The organism is Streptomyces sp. NBC_00273 (assembly GCF_036178145.1).
Lineage (GTDB): Bacteria > Actinomycetota > Actinomycetes > Streptomycetales > Streptomycetaceae > Streptomyces.
The window spans coordinates 8,031,248-8,047,172 of the sequence record NZ_CP108067.1 but is presented as its reverse complement, the minus strand read 5'-3'; the positions used below and the strand labels follow the sequence as shown (position 1 = coordinate 8,047,172).

Annotated in this window: 15 protein-coding genes; 13 read left to right on the top strand and 2 right to left on the bottom strand. The window is 72.4% G+C overall.

The features are described 5' to 3' along the window. The first annotated feature begins 56 nt into the window (after window positions 1-56). The 12 genes from OG386_RS36055 to OG386_RS36000 all read left to right on the top strand — a co-directional run bounded on the left by OG386_RS36055 (window position 57) and on the right by OG386_RS36000 (window position 12,533). Window positions 57-836, top strand: a complete 780-nt coding sequence (locus OG386_RS36055) for an ABC transporter permease (protein ID WP_328791563.1) — start codon at window positions 57-59, stop codon at window positions 834-836. Beyond that, window positions 833-1,552, top strand: coding sequence for an ABC transporter ATP-binding protein (locus tag OG386_RS36050; protein ID WP_328791562.1), 720 nt, complete (start codon window positions 833-835; stop codon window positions 1,550-1,552). Before OG386_RS36055 ends, OG386_RS36050 begins: the two co-directional genes overlap by 4 nt. Before the next feature lie 32 nt (window positions 1,553-1,584). Beyond that, window positions 1,585-2,583 (top strand): ABC transporter substrate-binding protein, encoded by a 999-nt coding sequence (locus tag OG386_RS36045; RefSeq protein WP_328791561.1) that lies wholly within the window; start codon window positions 1,585-1,587, stop codon window positions 2,581-2,583. Window positions 2,584-2,636: 53 nt separating this feature from the next. Next, window positions 2,637-3,746 (top strand): aryl-sulfate sulfotransferase, encoded by a 1,110-nt coding sequence (locus OG386_RS36040; RefSeq protein ID WP_328791560.1) that lies wholly within the window; start codon window positions 2,637-2,639, stop codon window positions 3,744-3,746. A 174-nt stretch (window positions 3,747-3,920) separates the two neighbouring features. Further along, on the top strand, window positions 3,921-4,934 hold the full coding sequence (locus OG386_RS36035) for an amino acid ABC transporter permease (RefSeq protein WP_443053250.1): 1,014 nt from the start codon (window positions 3,921-3,923) through the stop codon (window positions 4,932-4,934). Then, on the top strand, window positions 4,931-5,749 hold the full coding sequence (locus OG386_RS36030) for an amino acid ABC transporter ATP-binding protein (protein ID WP_328791558.1): 819 nt from the start codon (window positions 4,931-4,933) through the stop codon (window positions 5,747-5,749). The genes OG386_RS36035 and OG386_RS36030 overlap by 4 nt, the downstream gene beginning before the upstream one ends. A 95-nt stretch (window positions 5,750-5,844) precedes the next feature. Next, window positions 5,845-6,864, top strand: a complete 1,020-nt coding sequence (locus tag OG386_RS36025) for an ABC transporter substrate-binding protein (protein ID WP_328791557.1) — start codon at window positions 5,845-5,847, stop codon at window positions 6,862-6,864. Beyond that, window positions 6,861-7,595, top strand: a complete 735-nt coding sequence (locus OG386_RS36020; RefSeq protein WP_328791556.1) for a GNAT family N-acetyltransferase — start codon at window positions 6,861-6,863, stop codon at window positions 7,593-7,595. Before OG386_RS36025 ends, OG386_RS36020 begins: the two co-directional genes overlap by 4 nt. Before the next feature lie 131 nt (window positions 7,596-7,726). Continuing rightward, the gene (locus tag OG386_RS36015; protein WP_328791555.1) at window positions 7,727-8,908 is read left to right on the top strand and encodes an LLM class flavin-dependent oxidoreductase; all 1,182 of its coding nucleotides are present in this window, start codon (window positions 7,727-7,729) and stop codon (window positions 8,906-8,908) included. Between the two features lie 48 nt (window positions 8,909-8,956). Next, complete coding sequence (locus OG386_RS36010; protein WP_328791554.1) at window positions 8,957-10,339, top strand: NtaA/DmoA family FMN-dependent monooxygenase; 1,383 nt, start codon at window positions 8,957-8,959, stop codon at window positions 10,337-10,339. Beyond that, window positions 10,336-11,382 carry an LLM class flavin-dependent oxidoreductase gene (locus tag OG386_RS36005; protein WP_328791553.1) on the top strand — a complete coding sequence of 349 codons (1,047 nt, stop codon included), beginning with the start codon at window positions 10,336-10,338 and terminating at the stop codon, window positions 11,380-11,382. Before OG386_RS36010 ends, OG386_RS36005 begins: the two co-directional genes overlap by 4 nt. 11 nt (window positions 11,383-11,393) lie before the next feature. Next, on the top strand, window positions 11,394-12,533 hold the full coding sequence (locus OG386_RS36000) for an LLM class flavin-dependent oxidoreductase (protein WP_328791552.1): 1,140 nt from the start codon (window positions 11,394-11,396) through the stop codon (window positions 12,531-12,533). A gap of 180 nt (window positions 12,534-12,713) precedes the next feature. On the opposite strand, the gene OG386_RS35995 is transcribed toward OG386_RS36000, so the two are convergent. Further along, a complete protein-coding gene (locus OG386_RS35995) occupies window positions 12,714-14,279 on the bottom strand; it encodes a hypothetical protein (RefSeq protein WP_328791551.1) in 1,566 nt (521 codons plus the stop codon). Between the two features lie 129 nt (window positions 14,280-14,408). Continuing rightward, a complete protein-coding gene (locus OG386_RS35990; RefSeq protein ID WP_328791550.1) occupies window positions 14,409-14,603 on the bottom strand; it encodes a hypothetical protein in 195 nt (64 codons plus the stop codon). Window positions 14,604-14,922: 319 nt separating this feature from the next. On the opposite strand from OG386_RS35990, the gene OG386_RS35985 reads away from it, so the two are divergent. Beyond that, entirely contained in the window at window positions 14,923-15,888 is a 966-nt protein-coding gene (locus tag OG386_RS35985; RefSeq protein ID WP_328791549.1) for a fibronectin type III domain-containing protein, read from the top strand. The last annotated feature ends 37 nt before the right edge of the window (window positions 15,889-15,925 follow it).

The window sequence follows — 15,925 nt, the reverse complement described above, 5'->3', positions numbered from 1 at the left end:
AACGTCGCCACGGACGCGCCGGAACGAACGCGTCGCAACGAACGAGGAGCCGCCCCGTGCACGCCACCCCCTCACCCCCCGGCCGGGGCCTCGCCGGGCTCGGCCCGGCCCTGGGCGCGGCCGGCGTCGTACTCGCCCTGTGGTACCTCCTCGCCCGCTCCGGCGGGGTCGCCCCGGGGCTGCTGCCCACGCCCGGCGCGACCGCGGCCGCCCTGGCGGACAGCGCCCGCAACGGCACCCTGGCCGCCGACCTCGGCGCCAGTCTGGCCCGGGCCGGACAGGGCTTCGCCCTGGGCTCCGTCGTCGGCAGCGCGCTCGGCTTCACCACCGGCTACCTGCCGAAGGTCTCCGCCGCCGTCACCCCGGTGATCTCCTTCCTGCGGCCGATCCCGGCCATCGCGCTGGTCCCGCTCGCGACCGCCTGGTTCGGCATCGGAGAGAGCGCCAAGCGCCTGCTCATCGCGTACGCCGTCCTGCTCGCCGTCTGGCTGTACGTCCACGACGGGGTGTCCCGGGTACCGGTCTCCCATCTGCGGGCGGCCCGGTCGCTGGGCGCCCCGCTGCACCGGCGGTTCACCGAGGTGCTGCTGCCGGCCGCCGCTCCCGCCCTGCTCGCGGCGTTGCGCTACGGGGCCTCGGTGGCCCTGCTCGCGCTGGTGGCGGCCGAACTGGGCGGCGCGGACAGCGGGCTGGCGTACCGGCTCCAGGTGGACGGCCAGTTCCTGCGGGTGGACCGGATGTTCGCGGGGCTGCTCGTGCTCGGGCTGCTCGGAGTGGCCGTCGACCTCGTACTGGCCTCCGTGGGCCGCCGGTTCGTGCACTGGAGCGCGTCATGAGCCTCGCGGTACGGCTGGAGGGGCTCTCGGCGGGATACGGGGCCGGCGCGCCGGTGCTGGAGCACACCGACCTGGAGTTCGCGGCGGGCTCGTTCACGGCGCTGCTCGGGCCCAGCGGCTGCGGCAAGTCCACGGTCCTCAACACGGTGGCCGGCTTCGTACGGCCGACCTCCGGGCAGGTCACCGCGGGCGCGGAGCCGGTGCGCGGGCCCGGCCCGGAACGGGGCGTGGTGTTCCAGCACTACGCGCTGTTCCCGTGGCGCACGGCACGCGGCAACGTCGAGTTCGCCCTGGGGCGCCTCGGGCTGCCCCGCGCGGAGCGCCGCCGGCGCGCGCTGGCGGCGCTGGCCGAGGTGGGGCTCGCGGACGGCGCGCAGAAGTACCCGGCCCAGCTGTCGGGCGGGATGCAGCAACGGGTGGCGCTGGCCCGCGCGCTGGCCGCCGAACCCGAAGTGCTGTTGATGGACGAGCCGTTCGGAGCGCTGGACGCGCTGACCCGGACCCGGATGCAGACCCTGCTGCGGGAGCTGTGGCAACGCCGCGGCACCACCGTCCTGTTCGTCACGCACGACATCGACGAGGCGCTGGCGCTCGCCGGGCGCGTGATCGTCCTCGGTGGGAGTCCCGGGCGGGTGCTCGCCGACCACGCCGTGCCGGCGGGGCCGCCCGATCCCGACCTGCGCTCCCTCATCGCCCGCCACCTCGGCTCCGAATGATCCCGTTCACGTCCCCGGAAGGACCGCTCACCATGCTCAGACCCCGTGCGGTGGCCGCCGCACTGCTGGCCGCCCTGCTCTCCCCGTTCGCCACGGCCTGCGCCGGTTCCCCGTCGGACCCGGCGGACGGCGACCGGCCGGCCGTCACCGTCGCCGCGAGCGACCACCTCGGCGGCGCCCCCGTCCACGTGGCCGAAGAGGGCGACCTCTGGTCGGCCGAGGGCATCGAGGCCACCGTCACCACCCAGCCCACCGGCCGGGACGCACTGAACGCCGTGCTCGGCGGCCAGGCCCAGCTCGGCGTCGTCGGCGATCTGCCCGCCGTGACGGCCGCGCTGGGCGGGCGGGAGCTGCGGGTCGTCGCCGACCTGTCCCGGTTCTCCGACTGGCGCCTGCTCACCCGGACCGACCGGCAGATCACCGCCTTCGCCGCGCTGAAGGGCCGCAAGGTCGGGGTCCCCCAGGGCACGAACGTCGAGTACGCGCTGTCGCGGATGCTCGCCTCGGCGCAACTGACCGCGGCGGACGTCACCGTGGTCAACCTCGCCCCGAACCAGGTCACTTCGGCCCTGGCCCGCGGCGACATCGACGCCGGCGTCACCTTCCCCAGCTTCTACGACGCCGCGCGCACCGCCCTGGGCGGCTCCTACGCCGAACTCCCCTTCACCGGGTACACGGCCAGGACCCTCCTCGTCGCCGGGCCCTCCGCGAGCGAGGAGAGCACCACCGCGGTCCTGCGCACGCTGCTGCGCGCCCAGCGGGAGCTCGGCGCCGACCCGGCGGGTGCGCGCAAGGCCGTGCTCGCCCAGTCCAAGGGCGTCCTCCAGGCCGCCTACGTCAACACGTTCCAGCCGCGCTACACGTACGGCGCCACCCTCTCCCCCGAGCTACTGGCGCAACTGGAGGAGGAGGCCGCCTGGGCCAAGGCCGCCCAGAACCTGCCCGGCGCCGCCGACCGCGCCGCACTGCTGGCATACCTGAACACCGGCCCCCTGACGGCCGTCGACCCGACCGCCGTCACCGTCCGCTGAACCACCCACCCGCACACGCGCACGCAAGCGCACACGTACCCGGGAGAGACCCCATGACCGTCGACCAGAACACCCTGCGCCGCCGCGGCGTCGGCCTGATCGCCCACGACCCCGAGCGCAGCTACGGCGGCCTCACCCTCTACGCCCCGATCACCAGCGCCGGCGAGATCCACCTCGTCGACATCGAGGGCCGGCCGGTCCACACCTGGCACTCCCCGCACCCGCCCGGCCGTCAGGCGCAGATCCTGCCTAACGGGAACCTCTTCTACGCGGCCAAGGACACGAGCGGCCCGACCCTCTTCCCCATCTGGGACGTCTACCACGGCGGCATCTTCCAGGAGCTGGCCCCCGACTCGACGGTGATCCGTGAAGTGCGGCACCCCTTCCACCACCACGACGCCTCGCTCCTGCGCAACGGCAACCTGATCATCGGGGCCGTCGAGCCGCTGGACCCGGCCGACGCGGCTCGGATCCGGGGCGGCGTTCCCGGATCCGAGGCGCCCGGCGGGGTGATCTACGCAGACGTGGTGTACGAGCTGACCTGGGACGGGGAGATCGTGTGGCGCTGGGCCGCCATCGAGCACCTGGACCCGCAGGAGGTGCCGTTGAACCCGCACTTCGCCCGCAACCACTGGCCGATGGCCAACACCGTCAACGAGAGCGCGGACGGCTCGATCGTGGTGGGCTTCCGCAGCGCGTCCACCACCGTGTCGGTGGACCGAGCCGACGGGTCCGTGCGCTGGCGCATCGGCCCGGACGTGCTGGCCCAGCAGCACCATCCGCACGAACTGCCCGGCGGCACCCTCCTGGTCTTCGACAACGGCACCTACCGCGACGCCACTTCGGTGCCGTACTCGCGGGTGCTGGAGCTCGACCCGACCACCGGCGAGGAGGTGTGGGCGTACGAGGACAACCCGCCGCAGAACTTCTTCAGCCCGTACATGTCCAGCGCCCAGCGTCTGCCGAACGGCAACACCTTCATCGCGGAAGGCTCCTTCGGACGGCTCTTCGAGGTGACCCCCGGCGGGGAGGTCGTGTGGGAGTTCGTGATCCCGCAGTTCCGGTCCTTCGGGGAGGGCGTGGGCCTGGAGTCCTCGGCCGGCGCCCAGAACTCGGTCTTCCGCGCCTACCGGTACGCCGCGGAGCAGATCCCGTGGCTGTGAGGCACCCCCGCACGCCCCGCACGCCCCGAATCATTTCGCCGGAAGGCGTTTCATGTACGGCCGATTAAATTGCCGCACGCTTATCCGGATACCGATCAGGAACGTTGACAGCCCTTCTCCGGGCTGCCTAGCTTACGCCGCAGATAACGACATCAGCGGCCTCTTCTTTCCGGCATGACGGCTGCTTTTTCGATTCTTCGATGTGGCGAAGCTGCTGGAGTGTCCGTGACCGAATCCCTTGTCCTCGCCGCGCCCACCGGCCCTTCCGGCCGGCCCGCGCCGGCCGAGCGGGTCCGCCCGCTCCGCCGGCCCGGGCGGTGGCTCGCGACCGGCGTCGTGCTGGTGCTCGCCTCCCAGGCCGTGCACGGGCTGCTCACCAACCCCTTCTACCAATGGGACCGCTTCGCCTACTGGTTCCTGCGGCCCGTCATCCTCGAGGGGCTGCTCATCACCCTCCAGGTGGCCGCGTACAGCGCGGTGCTGGGCCTGGCCGGCGGTGTTCTGCTCGCCCTCGCCAGGCTCTCCGCCAACCCGGTGCTGCGGTCGGTGAGCTGGACGTACGTCTGGTTGCTGCGTTCCGTGCCGCTGATCGTCGTCCTGCTCTTCCTCTACAACCTCGGGGCGCTCTACCCCACCCTGAGCATCGGGGTGCCGTTCGGGCCGGCCTTCCTCACCTTCGACGAGTCCCGGCCGGCCCCCGACATGGTCATCGCGGTCGTGGGCCTGAGCCTGGCCGAAGCCGCGTACGCGGCCGAGGTGGTACGGGCGGGCCTGCTCTCCGTCGACCAGGGCCAGCACGAGGCGGCGGCCGCACTGGGGCTGCCCGGGCGTTACCGGTTCACCCGGATCGTCCTGCCGCAGGCGCTGCGGGCGACCGTCCCCTCGTACGTCAACCTGCTGATCGGGCTGGTCAAGGCCACCTCGCTGGTCTTCTACGTGTCCCTGCTCGACCTGTTCGGCGCGGTGCAGAACCTGGCCGGCACCTACTCGGGCGACGTGGTGCCGCTGTTGCTGGTGGCGACCGCCTGGTACGTGGTCCTCACCAGCCTGATCTCGGTCGTCCAGTTCTACGTCGAGCGGCACTACGCGCGCGGTGCGCTGCGCACGCTGCCACCCACACCGGCGCAGCGGGTCCGGGCGGCCGTGCGCGAGCTGCGGGTCCGCTTCCAGAAGGAGACCGCTCGATGACCACGAACACATCCACGACTACGACCACGACCACGACCGATGCTCTCGCCGCGCAGCCCGCCGCGATCGAGGTCCACGACGTGCACAAGGGGTTCGCGGGCCGGCCGGTCCTGGCCGGGGTGAACCTGGCGGTCCCGCCGGGCACGGTCACGGTCGTCCTGGGGCGCTCCGGCTCGGGGAAGTCCACCCTGCTGCGGGTCATCAACCACCTGGAGAAGCCCGAGGCCGGGTACGTCAGCGTGGACGGCGAGCCGATCGGCGTCCGGCGGCACGGAGGGCGGCTGAAGGAGCTGAGCGAGCGGGCGATCCTCGCCCAGCGCAGCCGGATCGGCTTCGTCTTCCAGAACTTCAACCTCTTCCCGCACCTCACCGTGCTGGACAACGTCGCCGCGGCTCCGGTCGCCACCGGGCTGCTCCCCCGCGAGGAGGCCGAGGACCTGGCGCGGGAACTGCTGGACCGCGTCGGGCTCGGGGACCGGACCGGCGCCCACCCGCGCCAGCTCTCCGGCGGGCAGCAACAGCGGGTGGCCATCGCCCGAGCCCTCGCGCTGCGGCCGGGGGTCATCCTCTTCGACGAGCCCACGTCCGCGCTGGATCCGGAGCTCGTGGGCGAGGTGCTGTCCGTGATCAAGGAGCTGGCCACCGGGGGCACCACGCTGGTGATCGTCACGCACGAGATCGGCTTCGCCCGCGAGGTGGCCGACGAGGTGGTCTTCCTCCACGACGGGCGCGTCGTCGAACAGGGTCCGCCCGAGCAGGTCCTGGACCGGCCCGCCCACCCGCGCACCCGGGAGTTCCTGAGCAAGGTCCTGTGACCCCGCTCCGGCTCCGTCTCCGCCTCGCCCGCCTCTTCCTCCTCCCTTCCTCCTGCCTGCCTCCTCCGCTCTTCCCACTCCCACAAAGGAACGCCATGCACCACGAGCCCACCCTGCGCGTCAGACTCCTGCGCGGCCTCGGCGCCGCGACGGCCGCCGTGACCCTCGCCGGCGGACTCACCGCGTGCGGTGACGCCGAGGCCACTGCGCCGGCGACGGCCTCCGGCCAGGTCACCGTCGGCGCGGAGTCCAACGGCGCCGCCCGACCGACCGAACTGTCCGTACCCGTCGTCGAGTCGCTGCGCGCGCGGCTGCCCGAGGCCGTCCGCGAACGGGGCGAGCTGGTCGTCGGCGTCGGCGCGCTCCCCGCCGGCTTCCCACCGCTGGCCTACGTCGGCACCGACCAGAAGACGCTCACTGGGGCGGAGCCCGACCTGGGCCGGCTGGTGGCCGCCGCCCTCGGGCTCAAGCCGGTCGTGAAGAATTCCACCTGGGAGAACCTCTTCGTCGGCATCGACAGCGGCAAGGTCGACGTGGCCTTCACCAACGTCACGGTCACCGAGGAACGCAAGAAGAAGTACGAGTTCGCCTCGTACCGGCAGGACAACCTGGCCTTCGAGGTGCTGAAGGACAGCCCCTGGAACTTCAACGGCGACTACCGCAACCTCGCGGGCCGGACGGTCGCCGTCGGCTCGGGCACCAACCAGGAGAAGATCCTCCTGGAGTGGCAGAAGAAGCTGCAGGCCGAGGGCAAGGACCTCACCGTCAAGTACTTCCCCGACACCAACAGCACCTACCTGGCCCTGGGCGGCAAGAAGATCGACGTCAACTTCGCCCCGAACCCCTCCGTCGCCTACCACGTCACCCAGACCGCGAGCAGCAACGCCCCCACGCGCAACGCGGGGGCCTTCTCCGGCGCCGGCGAGTCCTTGCAGGGCCTGATCGCGGCGACCGCCAAGAAGGACAGCGGGCTGGCCGAGCCGGTGGCGGCTGCCATCAACCACCTGATCGAGAACGGCCAGTACGAGAAGCTGCTGGCGGCCTGGAACCTGTCCAACGAGGCCGTCAAGACCTCGACGGTCAACCCGCCCGGTCTGCCCCTGAGCAACTCATGAGCACCCCCGCGCACACCTCGCTGTCCCCCCACGTGCTGGACAACCCGGCCTGGGCCGCCCTGTCCGGCGCGCACACCGCCTTCGCCGAGTACCCGGCGGGCGGCGGTTCCCGCGCCGCCCGCTACTCCCCGGACGTCTCGCCCTTCGCCGCCCTCGCCGACCCGGGCGACCCGCGTTCCTGGGCCGACCTGCGCGCGCTGGTCGGCGACGGCGAGGTCGCCTCGCTCGCCGGGGTGCTGACCCCGCCCGACGCGTGGGAGACCGTCGGGCGGATCCAGGGCGTCCAGCTCGTCGACGCCTCGCTGCGCGCCGAGCCGGCCCCGGAGGCGGTCCGGTTGGGCGCCGCCGACGTGCCGGAGGTCCTCGAACTGATCCGGCTGACCGAGCCCGGGCCCTTCCTGCCCCGCACCGTCGAGCTGGGCACCTACCTCGGCATCCGCCGGCAGGGCCGGCTGGTCGCCATGGCCGGGGAGCGGCTGCGTCCGCCCGGCTGGACCGAGATCAGCGCGGTGTGCACCCATCCCGACCACCGCGGCCAGGGCCTGGCGACGAAGCTGGTGCGAGCCGTTGCCGCGGGCATCCGGGAACGCGGCGAAGTCCCGTTCCTGCACACCGCGGCGAGCAACACGCGTGCGATCCGGCTCTACGAGTCGATCGGCTTCACCCTGCGCCGCCGGCCCTTCTTCCTGGCCGTCCGGGCCCCGGGCAACACCACCGCCAAATTCTCTTAATATTGCGGTCATTGTATGGCACCGCTATCGGGCGTAGCGTTTTCGAAAGAAATTGATGACGGGCCGCCCAATTGCATGATCCCGCATCGGCTTCCCTTTCCCGTACGCCGAGCAGGAAGGCGCAATTCTCCGTGTCCGTTTCCTCATCGTCCCCGGCGCCCCTGCACCTCGCCGTCGCCCTCGACGGCGCGGGCCGGCACCCGGCCGCCTGGCGCGAGCCGGGTGCCCGGCCCGCCGAGCTCTTCACCGCCCGCTACTGGGCCGGCCTCGCCGCCGAGGCCGAGACCGGGCTGCTCGACTTCATCACCTTCGAGGACGGCCTCGCCCTCCAGTCCTCCTCGCCCACCGGACCCGACGGGCGCACGGACCGGGTCCGCGGGCGACTGGACGCGGTGCTCACCGCGGCCCGGGTCGCACCCTTGACCCGGCACATCGGGCTGGTCCCGGCCGTGACGGCGACCCACACCGAGCCCTTCCACATCTCCAAGGCGATCGCCACGCTCGACCACGTGAGCCGGGGACGGGCCGGCCTGCGGATCCAGGTGTCCGAGCTCGACCACGAGGCACGGCACTTCGGGCGGCGGACCGCTCCGTTCGCGGACGGGGAGCTGTACGCGGAGGCCGCCGACCACGTCGAGGTGATCCGGCGGCTGTGGGACAGCTGGGAGGACGACGCGGAGATCCGGGACGTGGCCACGGGCCGGTTCGTCGACCGCGAGAAGCTGCACCACATCGACTTCGAGGGCCGTCACTTCAGCGTCAGGGGGCCTTCGATCACCCCGCGCCCGCCGCAGGGGCAGCCCGTCGTCAGCGCGGCCGGCGACGGCGAGGCCTCGTACGCGCTCATCGCCCGGTCCGCAGAGGTCGGGTACGTGGCCGCGCGCGACGGCGACGGTACGCGGGCGGCCGTGGCGGCGATCCGGCGGGCCCGGGAGGCGACCGGGCTCGCGGCGGACCCGCTGCACCTCTTCGGGGACCTCACGGTGTTCCTCGACGCGGACGCTCCGGCGGCCGCCGCACGCCTGGAACGTCTCGACGCGCTCGCGGGCGTCCCGTACGCCCGTGACGGCGCGGTCTTCACCGGGAGCCCCGGGCAGTTGGCGGACCTGCTCCTGGAACGGCGTGCGGCAGGCCTGTCGGGCTTCTTGCTGCGGCCGGGGGTGATCGCCCACGACCTGCCCGCCCTCACCCGGGGGCTGGTGCCGGAACTGCAGCGGCGCGGTGCCTTCCGCCAGGAGTACGAGGCGGACACCCTGCGCGGCCTGCTCGGGCTGGACCGCCCGGCCAACCGTTACGCGCGGCCCGCAGCCTGATCACGGCCCGACCCGCCGCCCGACCCGGACCCTCCGGAAGGACCCACCATGAGCAGCAAGCCGCTCAAGCAGATCCATCTCGCGGCCCACTTCCCGGGCGTCAACAACACCACGGTGTGGAGCGACCCGGCGGCCGGCAGCCACATCGACTTCGACTCGTTCATCCACTTCGCGCAGACGGCCGAGCGCGCCAAGTTCGACTTCCTCTTCCTCGCGGAGGGGCTTCGGCTGCGCGAACAGGGCGGTGAGATATACGACTTGGACGTGGTGGGCCGGCCCGACACCTTTACGGTGCTCGCCGCCCTGGCCGCGGTGACCGAGCGCCTGGGCCTGACCGGCACCATCAACTCCACGTTCAACGAGCCCTACGAGGTGGCCCGCCAGTTCGCGACGCTCGACCACCTGTCGCAGGGCCGGGCCGCCTGGAACGTGGTCACCTCCTGGGACTCCTTCACCGGCGAGAACTTCCGGCGCGGCGGGTTCCTGCCGCGTGAGGACCGCTACTCCCGCGCCCAGGAGTTCCTGGCCACCGCCAACGTGCTGTTCGACTCGTGGAACGGCTCCGAGATCGCCGCCGACGCGGGTTCCGGCACCTTCCTGCGCGACGCGCGGGCAGGTGCCTTCGCCCATCGGAGCCGGCACTTCGACATCGAGGGCCACTTCAACGTGCCGCGCAGCCCGCAGGGCCGGCCGGTGATCTTCCAGGCGGGGGACTCCGAGGAGGGCCGGGAGTTCGCCGCAGCCGGTGCCGACGCGATCTTCGGCCGGTACGGAACCCTCGACGCGGGGCGGGAGTTCTACGCGGACGTCAAGGGCCGGCTGGCGGGGCACGGCCGTACCCACGACCAGTTGAAGATCCTGCCCGCGGCCACCTTCGTCCTCGGGGACACCGACGCGCAGGCACGGGAACTCGCGCACGAGGTGCGCCGCCTCCAGGTCAGCGGGCAGACCGCGATCAAGTACCTGGAGCACGTGTGGAACCGGGACCTGTCCGCCTACGACCCGGACGGCCCGCTGCCCGAAGTCGACCCCCTGGTCGGGGAGAACACCATCGCCCTCGGGCGGGCGAGCGTACGGCAGTTCCGCGATCCGCTCGCCACCGCCCGGCAGTGGCGCGAGCTGGCCCGGGCCAAGAGCCTGTCGATCCGCGAGCTGGTCATCAGGACCACCGCCGACCAGACCTTCGTCGGATCGGCCGCCACGATCGCCGAGTCGATCAACACGCTGGTGCAGGCGGACGCCGCCGACGGTTTCATCCTCGTCCCCCACATCACCCCGGGCGGTCTGGACGGCTTCGCGGACTCGGTCGTACCGCTGCTCCAGGAGCGGGGGGTCTTCCGCACCGAGTACGAGGGCACCACCCTGCGCGACCACCTCGGCCTCGCGACCCCGGCGCCGGTTCCAGCTCCAGCCCCGGACCCGGCCTCGTGAAGTTCCTCGCCATCACCTTGATCACGGACTCTCCCGACCCGGCGACGGGTCGGCTGAAGCCCACCCGGGAGCGGTTCCGCGAGGTGGTCGCCGCCGCCCTGCTGGCGGAGGAGCTCGGCTTCGACGGCTTCGGCGTGGGCGAGCGCCACGAGCGGCCGTTCCTGTCCTCCTCGCCGCCCGTGGTGCTCAGCCACATCGCCGCGCTGACCCGCCGGATCCGGCTGTTCACCGCCGTCACCACCTTGAGCCTGCTCGACCCGGTGCGGGCGTACGAGGACTACGCGACGCTCGACCACCTCAGCGACGGGCGCCTGGAGCTGATGATCGGCAAGGGCAACGGCACGGCGCAGCGCGATCTGTTCCAGGTGTCCCCCGAGGACCAGTGGGAACGCAACGCCGAGGGCTACGAGCTGTTCCGCCGGATCTGGCGGGAGGACGAGGTGAGCGCGCAGCCGCGCTTCCGGCCCGCGCTGAGCGGTGCGGAGGTGCTGCCGCGGCCGTTCCAACGGGCCCTGCGGGTCTGGCACGGCAGTGCCACGAGCCGGGAGTCGGTCGATCTCGCAGCCCGTTACGGCGACCCGCTGTTCTCGGCGAACGTCACCCACCCGATCGGTCCGTACGCGGAGCTGATCCGCCACTACCGGGAGCGTTGGGAGCACTACGGGCACGATCCGGCGCGGGCCGTGGTCGGCGCGGGCACGGCCGGCTACCACGCGGCCCGCACCTCGCAGCAGGCGGTCGCGGCGTACCGGCCGGCGTTCGCGCGCTACCTCGCCTTCCACGAACAGCTGGGCGCGGCCCCCGTCTTCCCGACCCTGGAGGACTTCGTCGAGCGGAGCTCGGCGCTGATCGGCAGCCCCCAGCAGGTGATCGAGAAGGTGCACCGCTACCACGAGGCCTTCGGCCACACGGCCCTGCACCTGCAGGCCGAGGCGGGCGGGCTGGCCGAGGCGGACCACCGCGCCTCGCTCGAACTCTTCCAGTCGGACATCGCGCCGGCCCTGCGCCGCGCAATACCCGACCCCTGCTTCCCCGATCTTTAAGGAGTCCGGCCATGCCCGGCATCCCCCTCGGGGTCCTCGACCTCGTCCCCGTCTCCTCCGGTTCCACCGCCGCCGAAGCCCTGCACCGCAGCATCGATCTCGCCCGGCGGGCCGAGGAGTTCGGCTACGCCCGCTACTGGTTCGCCGAGCACCACCTCAATCCCGGGGTCGCCGGGACCTCGCCGGCGGTCCTGCTCGCGCTGACCGCCTCCGCGACCTCGACCATCCGGCTCGGCTCGGGCGCGGTGCAGCTCGGGCACCGCACCGCGCTGTCGACCGTCGAGGAGTTCGGCCTGATCGACGCGCTGCATCCCGGGCGCATCGACCTGGGGCTGGGCCGCTCGGCGGGCCGGCCCCGGCCGTCCGACGGTCCGGGCGGGCCGGCGCCGGTCCCCCCGGTCGTGGACGGGTACGCCCCGAACGGGCTGCGGATCCCCGACCCGTTCTCCTTCGCCCATCTGCTGGGCCATCCGCGGGTGGCCCTCCAGCAGAAGCTGCTGAACCTGCCGGGGGCCGAGCCGCAGGAGTACGGCGAGCAGGTCGACGACGTGCTCGCGCTGCTGCGGGGCGAGTACCGCTCGCCGGAGGGGGTGGAGGCGCATGCCGTCCCCGGCGAGGGGGCCGACGTAGAGGTGTGGATCCTGGGCAGCAGCGGCGGGGTGAGCGCGGAGACGGCGGGTCGCAACGGGCTCCGGTTCGCGGCCAACTACCACGTCAGTCCGGCGGCGGTGCTGGACGCGGCCGCGGGGTACCGGGCCGCCTTCAAGCCGTCGGCCGAGCTGGACCGGCCGTACCTGACGGTGTCCGCCGACGTGGTGGTGGCCGAGGACGAGGAGACGGCGCACGAACTGGCCACCGGGTACGGGGCCTGGGTACGCAGCATCCGGACGGCCGAGGGGGCCATCTCCTATCCCACCCCGGCCGAGGCACGGGCCCTGCCGTGGACCGATGCGGACCGGCTGCTGGTCGCCGACCGTCTGGAGACCCGGTTCGTCGGCTCCGCGCGCACCGTCGCCGATCACCTGGAGCGGCTCCAGGTGGCGACCGGCGCGGACGAACTGCTGATCACCACGATCACGCACGGGCACGCGGACCGGGTGAACTCCTACCGGCTGCTCGCCGAGGAATGGCGCCGCCGGGCGGCACTCTGACGAGGTCCCGGCCGGTACCGGGAACAGCCCGCTGAACACGGGCATCGATCAGCGCCACGACCAGCGCCAACGTGAGGCGCCAGCGGCCGTGTGCCCGACCAGCGTGCCTCCGAGCGCGGCGCTGATTCTGTGATCGAGCCGCCCGCTGCCAGGGGTGTCCGGCGGCGGGCGGCTCGTCCGTCAGTTGTCGCGGACCGCGACGATGCCGTTGAAGACACCGACGTACGCGGTGCCGTCGGGGCCGAGGGTGATCGGGGCCCAGTTGTTGTCGTAGAGCGGACCGGTGCCGGTCAGCTGCCGCCAGCGGCGCTCGCCCGTGCGGAAGTCCACGGCCGTGAGGTACCAGGCGTCGATGCCCCAGGCGTTCGGCTCCTTCTCGTAGAAGTAGAGCAGCCCGTTCGCGGTGGACAGCTTCGGGACCACGGAGGGAGCGCGGATCGCGCTCTCCCAGACCGTGTCGCAGCCGCTGCCGTCGGCGCGGACGTCGATGCGGGCCGCTCCGCCCACGACGGACTTGCCCAGCAGCAGGGTGGTGGGGGTCTCGTAGCCGTAGTTGTTCTCGACGACGATGCTGTTGCCCCAGGTGATCAGGGAGTTGTCGGTGGTCGAGGCGCCGGAGCCGAACACCGGCACCTTGCAGACCAGCCGCCGGTCGGCGGGTACGTCCACGCCCCGCTTGTAGACCAGGACGTTCATCCGGTCGTCGGCATTGTCGGTGATGGCGACGTAGCCCTGACCGAAGAGGTCCGGGGTGGTGCCCGAACCTTGGTTGACCGAACCGGGCTTGGACGCCGTTCCCCGGTCGTACGTCTGGCGCCACTGGATCTCGGGGGTGCCGTCGGCAGCGGCACGGAAGCTGTAGAGCGCGTGGTCGGAGACGATGGAGACACCGTCCTCGGCGACCGAGAAGGAGTTCTGGATCTCCTCGCCCCGCAGCTGGACCGAGCGGATCTGCGAGGTCGCCGGATCCACCGTGCCGACCCGGCCCTGGCGGGTGACCCACCAGATGCGGCCGTTCCAGTCGGGCATCACCGAGGTGACGGGGTCACAGGTACCGCTGGGCCACAGGTTGGTCCAGGTCACGCAGTCGTGCGGGACCTGCCCGGTGAGGTCCCAGTCGTCGTCGACCGTGAACTTCCAACTTCCGTCGGGGTTCTGGGAGTGGGCCAGGCGCAGGATGTGCTGGCGGGAGTCGGCCAGCACGGCACGGTCCTGGTCGTCCAGGTAGAAGTAGGCGCCGCCCGAGGTGTCCTTGAAGATCTTCGCGAAGTCGAGCGAGGTGATCGCCTCGACCGTCGAGGAGCGCTGCGGGAGCTGGTGTTCCGCGAGCGTGGCGAGCGTACGGGGCTCCAGGAGCTTGACCTTGAAGCCGGAGAAGGTGCCGCACACCGTGACGAGCCGGCCGGCCGAGTCGAAGGTCGCGGTCGCGCACTCGCCGCCGAGTGCGGCGATCTTCTCGCTGGTCACCTTCGGGTTCTTGCCGAGCGGCCCCGACCAGGGGGAGGTGGCGCTGCCCGCCGCGTCGGAGTGCATGCCGCTGCGACCGTTGGGTGCGAGGAAGGGGTGCTGCGGCGGCGCCTCGCCGGGCAGTGGGGCGGCGGCCGCGGGGGCGCCGTCGTAGTGGGTGACGAGACGGTGGCCGGGGGCCTTGGGTATCTCCTCGGCCTGGGCCGGCGAGCCGCCGTACATCACCGTGAGGGCGGCGACGACGGGCAGCACGGCGCAGTTCAGCGATCTTCGGAACATCCGGACTTCCTCCGTTTCTCTCAGCGTTGTTGACATTGCGTCTGATGTCGCGCCGCCGCCAGACGCTAGATCGCACCGCTCGAGGAGTCCATGGACGGGCCGGATGATTCACGAAGGCGCAACAGTCGATCAAGGATTGAGACTGGACACGACGTGCGCGGTGGCCGTCAGGCCGTCGTGGATGGTCGCGGCCATGCTGCTGCTCGCGAGGTAGAAGCCGAGCAGCGCGCAGACGACGGCGTGGGAGAACTTGAGACCGCCGCTGCGCAGGAAGATCCAGGCCAGGATGAAGAGCAGGACGACCACCGAGAGGGAAATCACCATCGAAACCTCCTTACTCGCCGTCATGGTGGCGCAGGAGGGGGTGCCTTCGAGCGAAAGACGTGTCCGCCGTACGGGTGTTGACGGTCCGTGACGGCCGGTCGGTCCTTGACGATCCCGTCCCGGTCGGTCGTACGGTCGCACCGGCCGCCGGCCACGTGCCGCCGACCACCGGGGTGTGGTGCGGACGGCCGGGCCCTGCGGGCACAGAAGAACACGAACCCGGGCACACCGCGGACCGTCGGGCGCAGGGGGCTTGTCGGGGTCCCGCCCGCCGTGCCATATATGTCTAGACCATTAAGGAAGCCGAGGAAGGCACCCCGTGCGACGCAGCGCCCCCACGCTCGCCCTCTGCCTGGCCGTCGCAGGCATCGCCGGAACCACCGGCCTCACGGCATGCACCGCGCCCGACACCGAACCCCCGCCCGCCCCCGCCGGACTGACCGCCCAGGCCGGCAGCGCCACCAGCGTGCACGTCATGTGGGACGCGGCGGCCGACCGGGACGGGGTGGCCGGCTACCAGGTCTTCGAAGCCGACCGCCTGGTCCGCGAGCTCCCCGCCGAGAAGACCATGGTGGACATCACCGGCCTCGCCCCGCAGACCGGTTACGCCTTCACGGTCCGGGCCAAGGACGCCGCCGGGAACCTCTCCGGCCCCGGCCCGGCCGCCCGGGTGACCACCCCCGCCGCCAAAGCCGAGGACCGCACGGCCCCCACCGCCCCCGCCGCCACCACCGCCCGGGCGACCGGCCCCCGGTCGGCCCAGGTGTCCTGGACGGCGGCGACCGACGACACGGGCGTCACGGCCTACGACGTCTACCAGGGCGGCGTCCGCATCCACACCGCCGGCCCCGGCGAGAGCGCCACGGCCCTGAACGACCTCCGGCCGGACACCGTCTACACCTTCACCGTCCGGGCCCGCGACGGGGCGGACAACTCCTCCCCCGACGGTCCGGCGGTGGACGTGACGACCCCGCCGGCCTCCGGCGACGGCCCCGGCACGGCACCCGCCGAATTCGCCGCCACCGCCTCCCCGGGCGCCGTCACACTGACGTGGACCGCCCCGGACACCGGCGACCTGACCACCGAGTACGAGCTGTACGTCAACGGAGTGCCCACGACCGTCATCCAGTTCGGAGCGGGTGCGGTGCCCAGCGGCCGGGCGGAGCACCGGCTCGCGGTGGCCGAGCCGACCGGCACGGTCTGGGCCGTGAAACTGCGGGCCAGGCTCCCGGACGGCAACTGGGGATCCTTCTCCGCGGAGCGCCGGATCACACTCGTCGCATGAAAGTGGACACCGATCCGGCCTGAACGGCACGGCCCCA

Coding starts and splice junctions, on each gene's coding strand:
- OG386_RS36050 (WP_328791562.1), top strand. CDS start 833: ATGAGCCTCGCGGTACGGCTGGAGGGGCTCTCGGCGGGATACGGGGCC.
- OG386_RS36045 (WP_328791561.1), top strand. CDS start 1,585: ATGCTCAGACCCCGTGCGGTGGCCGCCGCACTGCTGGCCGCCCTGCTC.
- OG386_RS36040 (WP_328791560.1), top strand. CDS start 2,637: ATGACCGTCGACCAGAACACCCTGCGCCGCCGCGGCGTCGGCCTGATC.
- OG386_RS36035 (WP_443053250.1), top strand. CDS start 3,921: ATGACGGCTGCTTTTTCGATTCTTCGATGTGGCGAAGCTGCTGGAGTG.
- OG386_RS36030 (WP_328791558.1), top strand. CDS start 4,931: ATGACCACGAACACATCCACGACTACGACCACGACCACGACCGATGCT.
- OG386_RS36025 (WP_328791557.1), top strand. CDS start 5,845: ATGCACCACGAGCCCACCCTGCGCGTCAGACTCCTGCGCGGCCTCGGC.
- OG386_RS36020 (WP_328791556.1), top strand. CDS start 6,861: ATGAGCACCCCCGCGCACACCTCGCTGTCCCCCCACGTGCTGGACAAC.
- OG386_RS36010 (WP_328791554.1), top strand. CDS start 8,957: ATGAGCAGCAAGCCGCTCAAGCAGATCCATCTCGCGGCCCACTTCCCG.
- OG386_RS36000 (WP_328791552.1), top strand. CDS start 11,394: ATGCCCGGCATCCCCCTCGGGGTCCTCGACCTCGTCCCCGTCTCCTCC.
- OG386_RS35995 (WP_328791551.1), bottom strand. CDS start 14,279: ATGTTCCGAAGATCGCTGAACTGCGCCGTGCTGCCCGTCGTCGCCGCC.
- OG386_RS35990 (WP_328791550.1), bottom strand. CDS start 14,603: ATGGTGATTTCCCTCTCGGTGGTCGTCCTGCTCTTCATCCTGGCCTGG.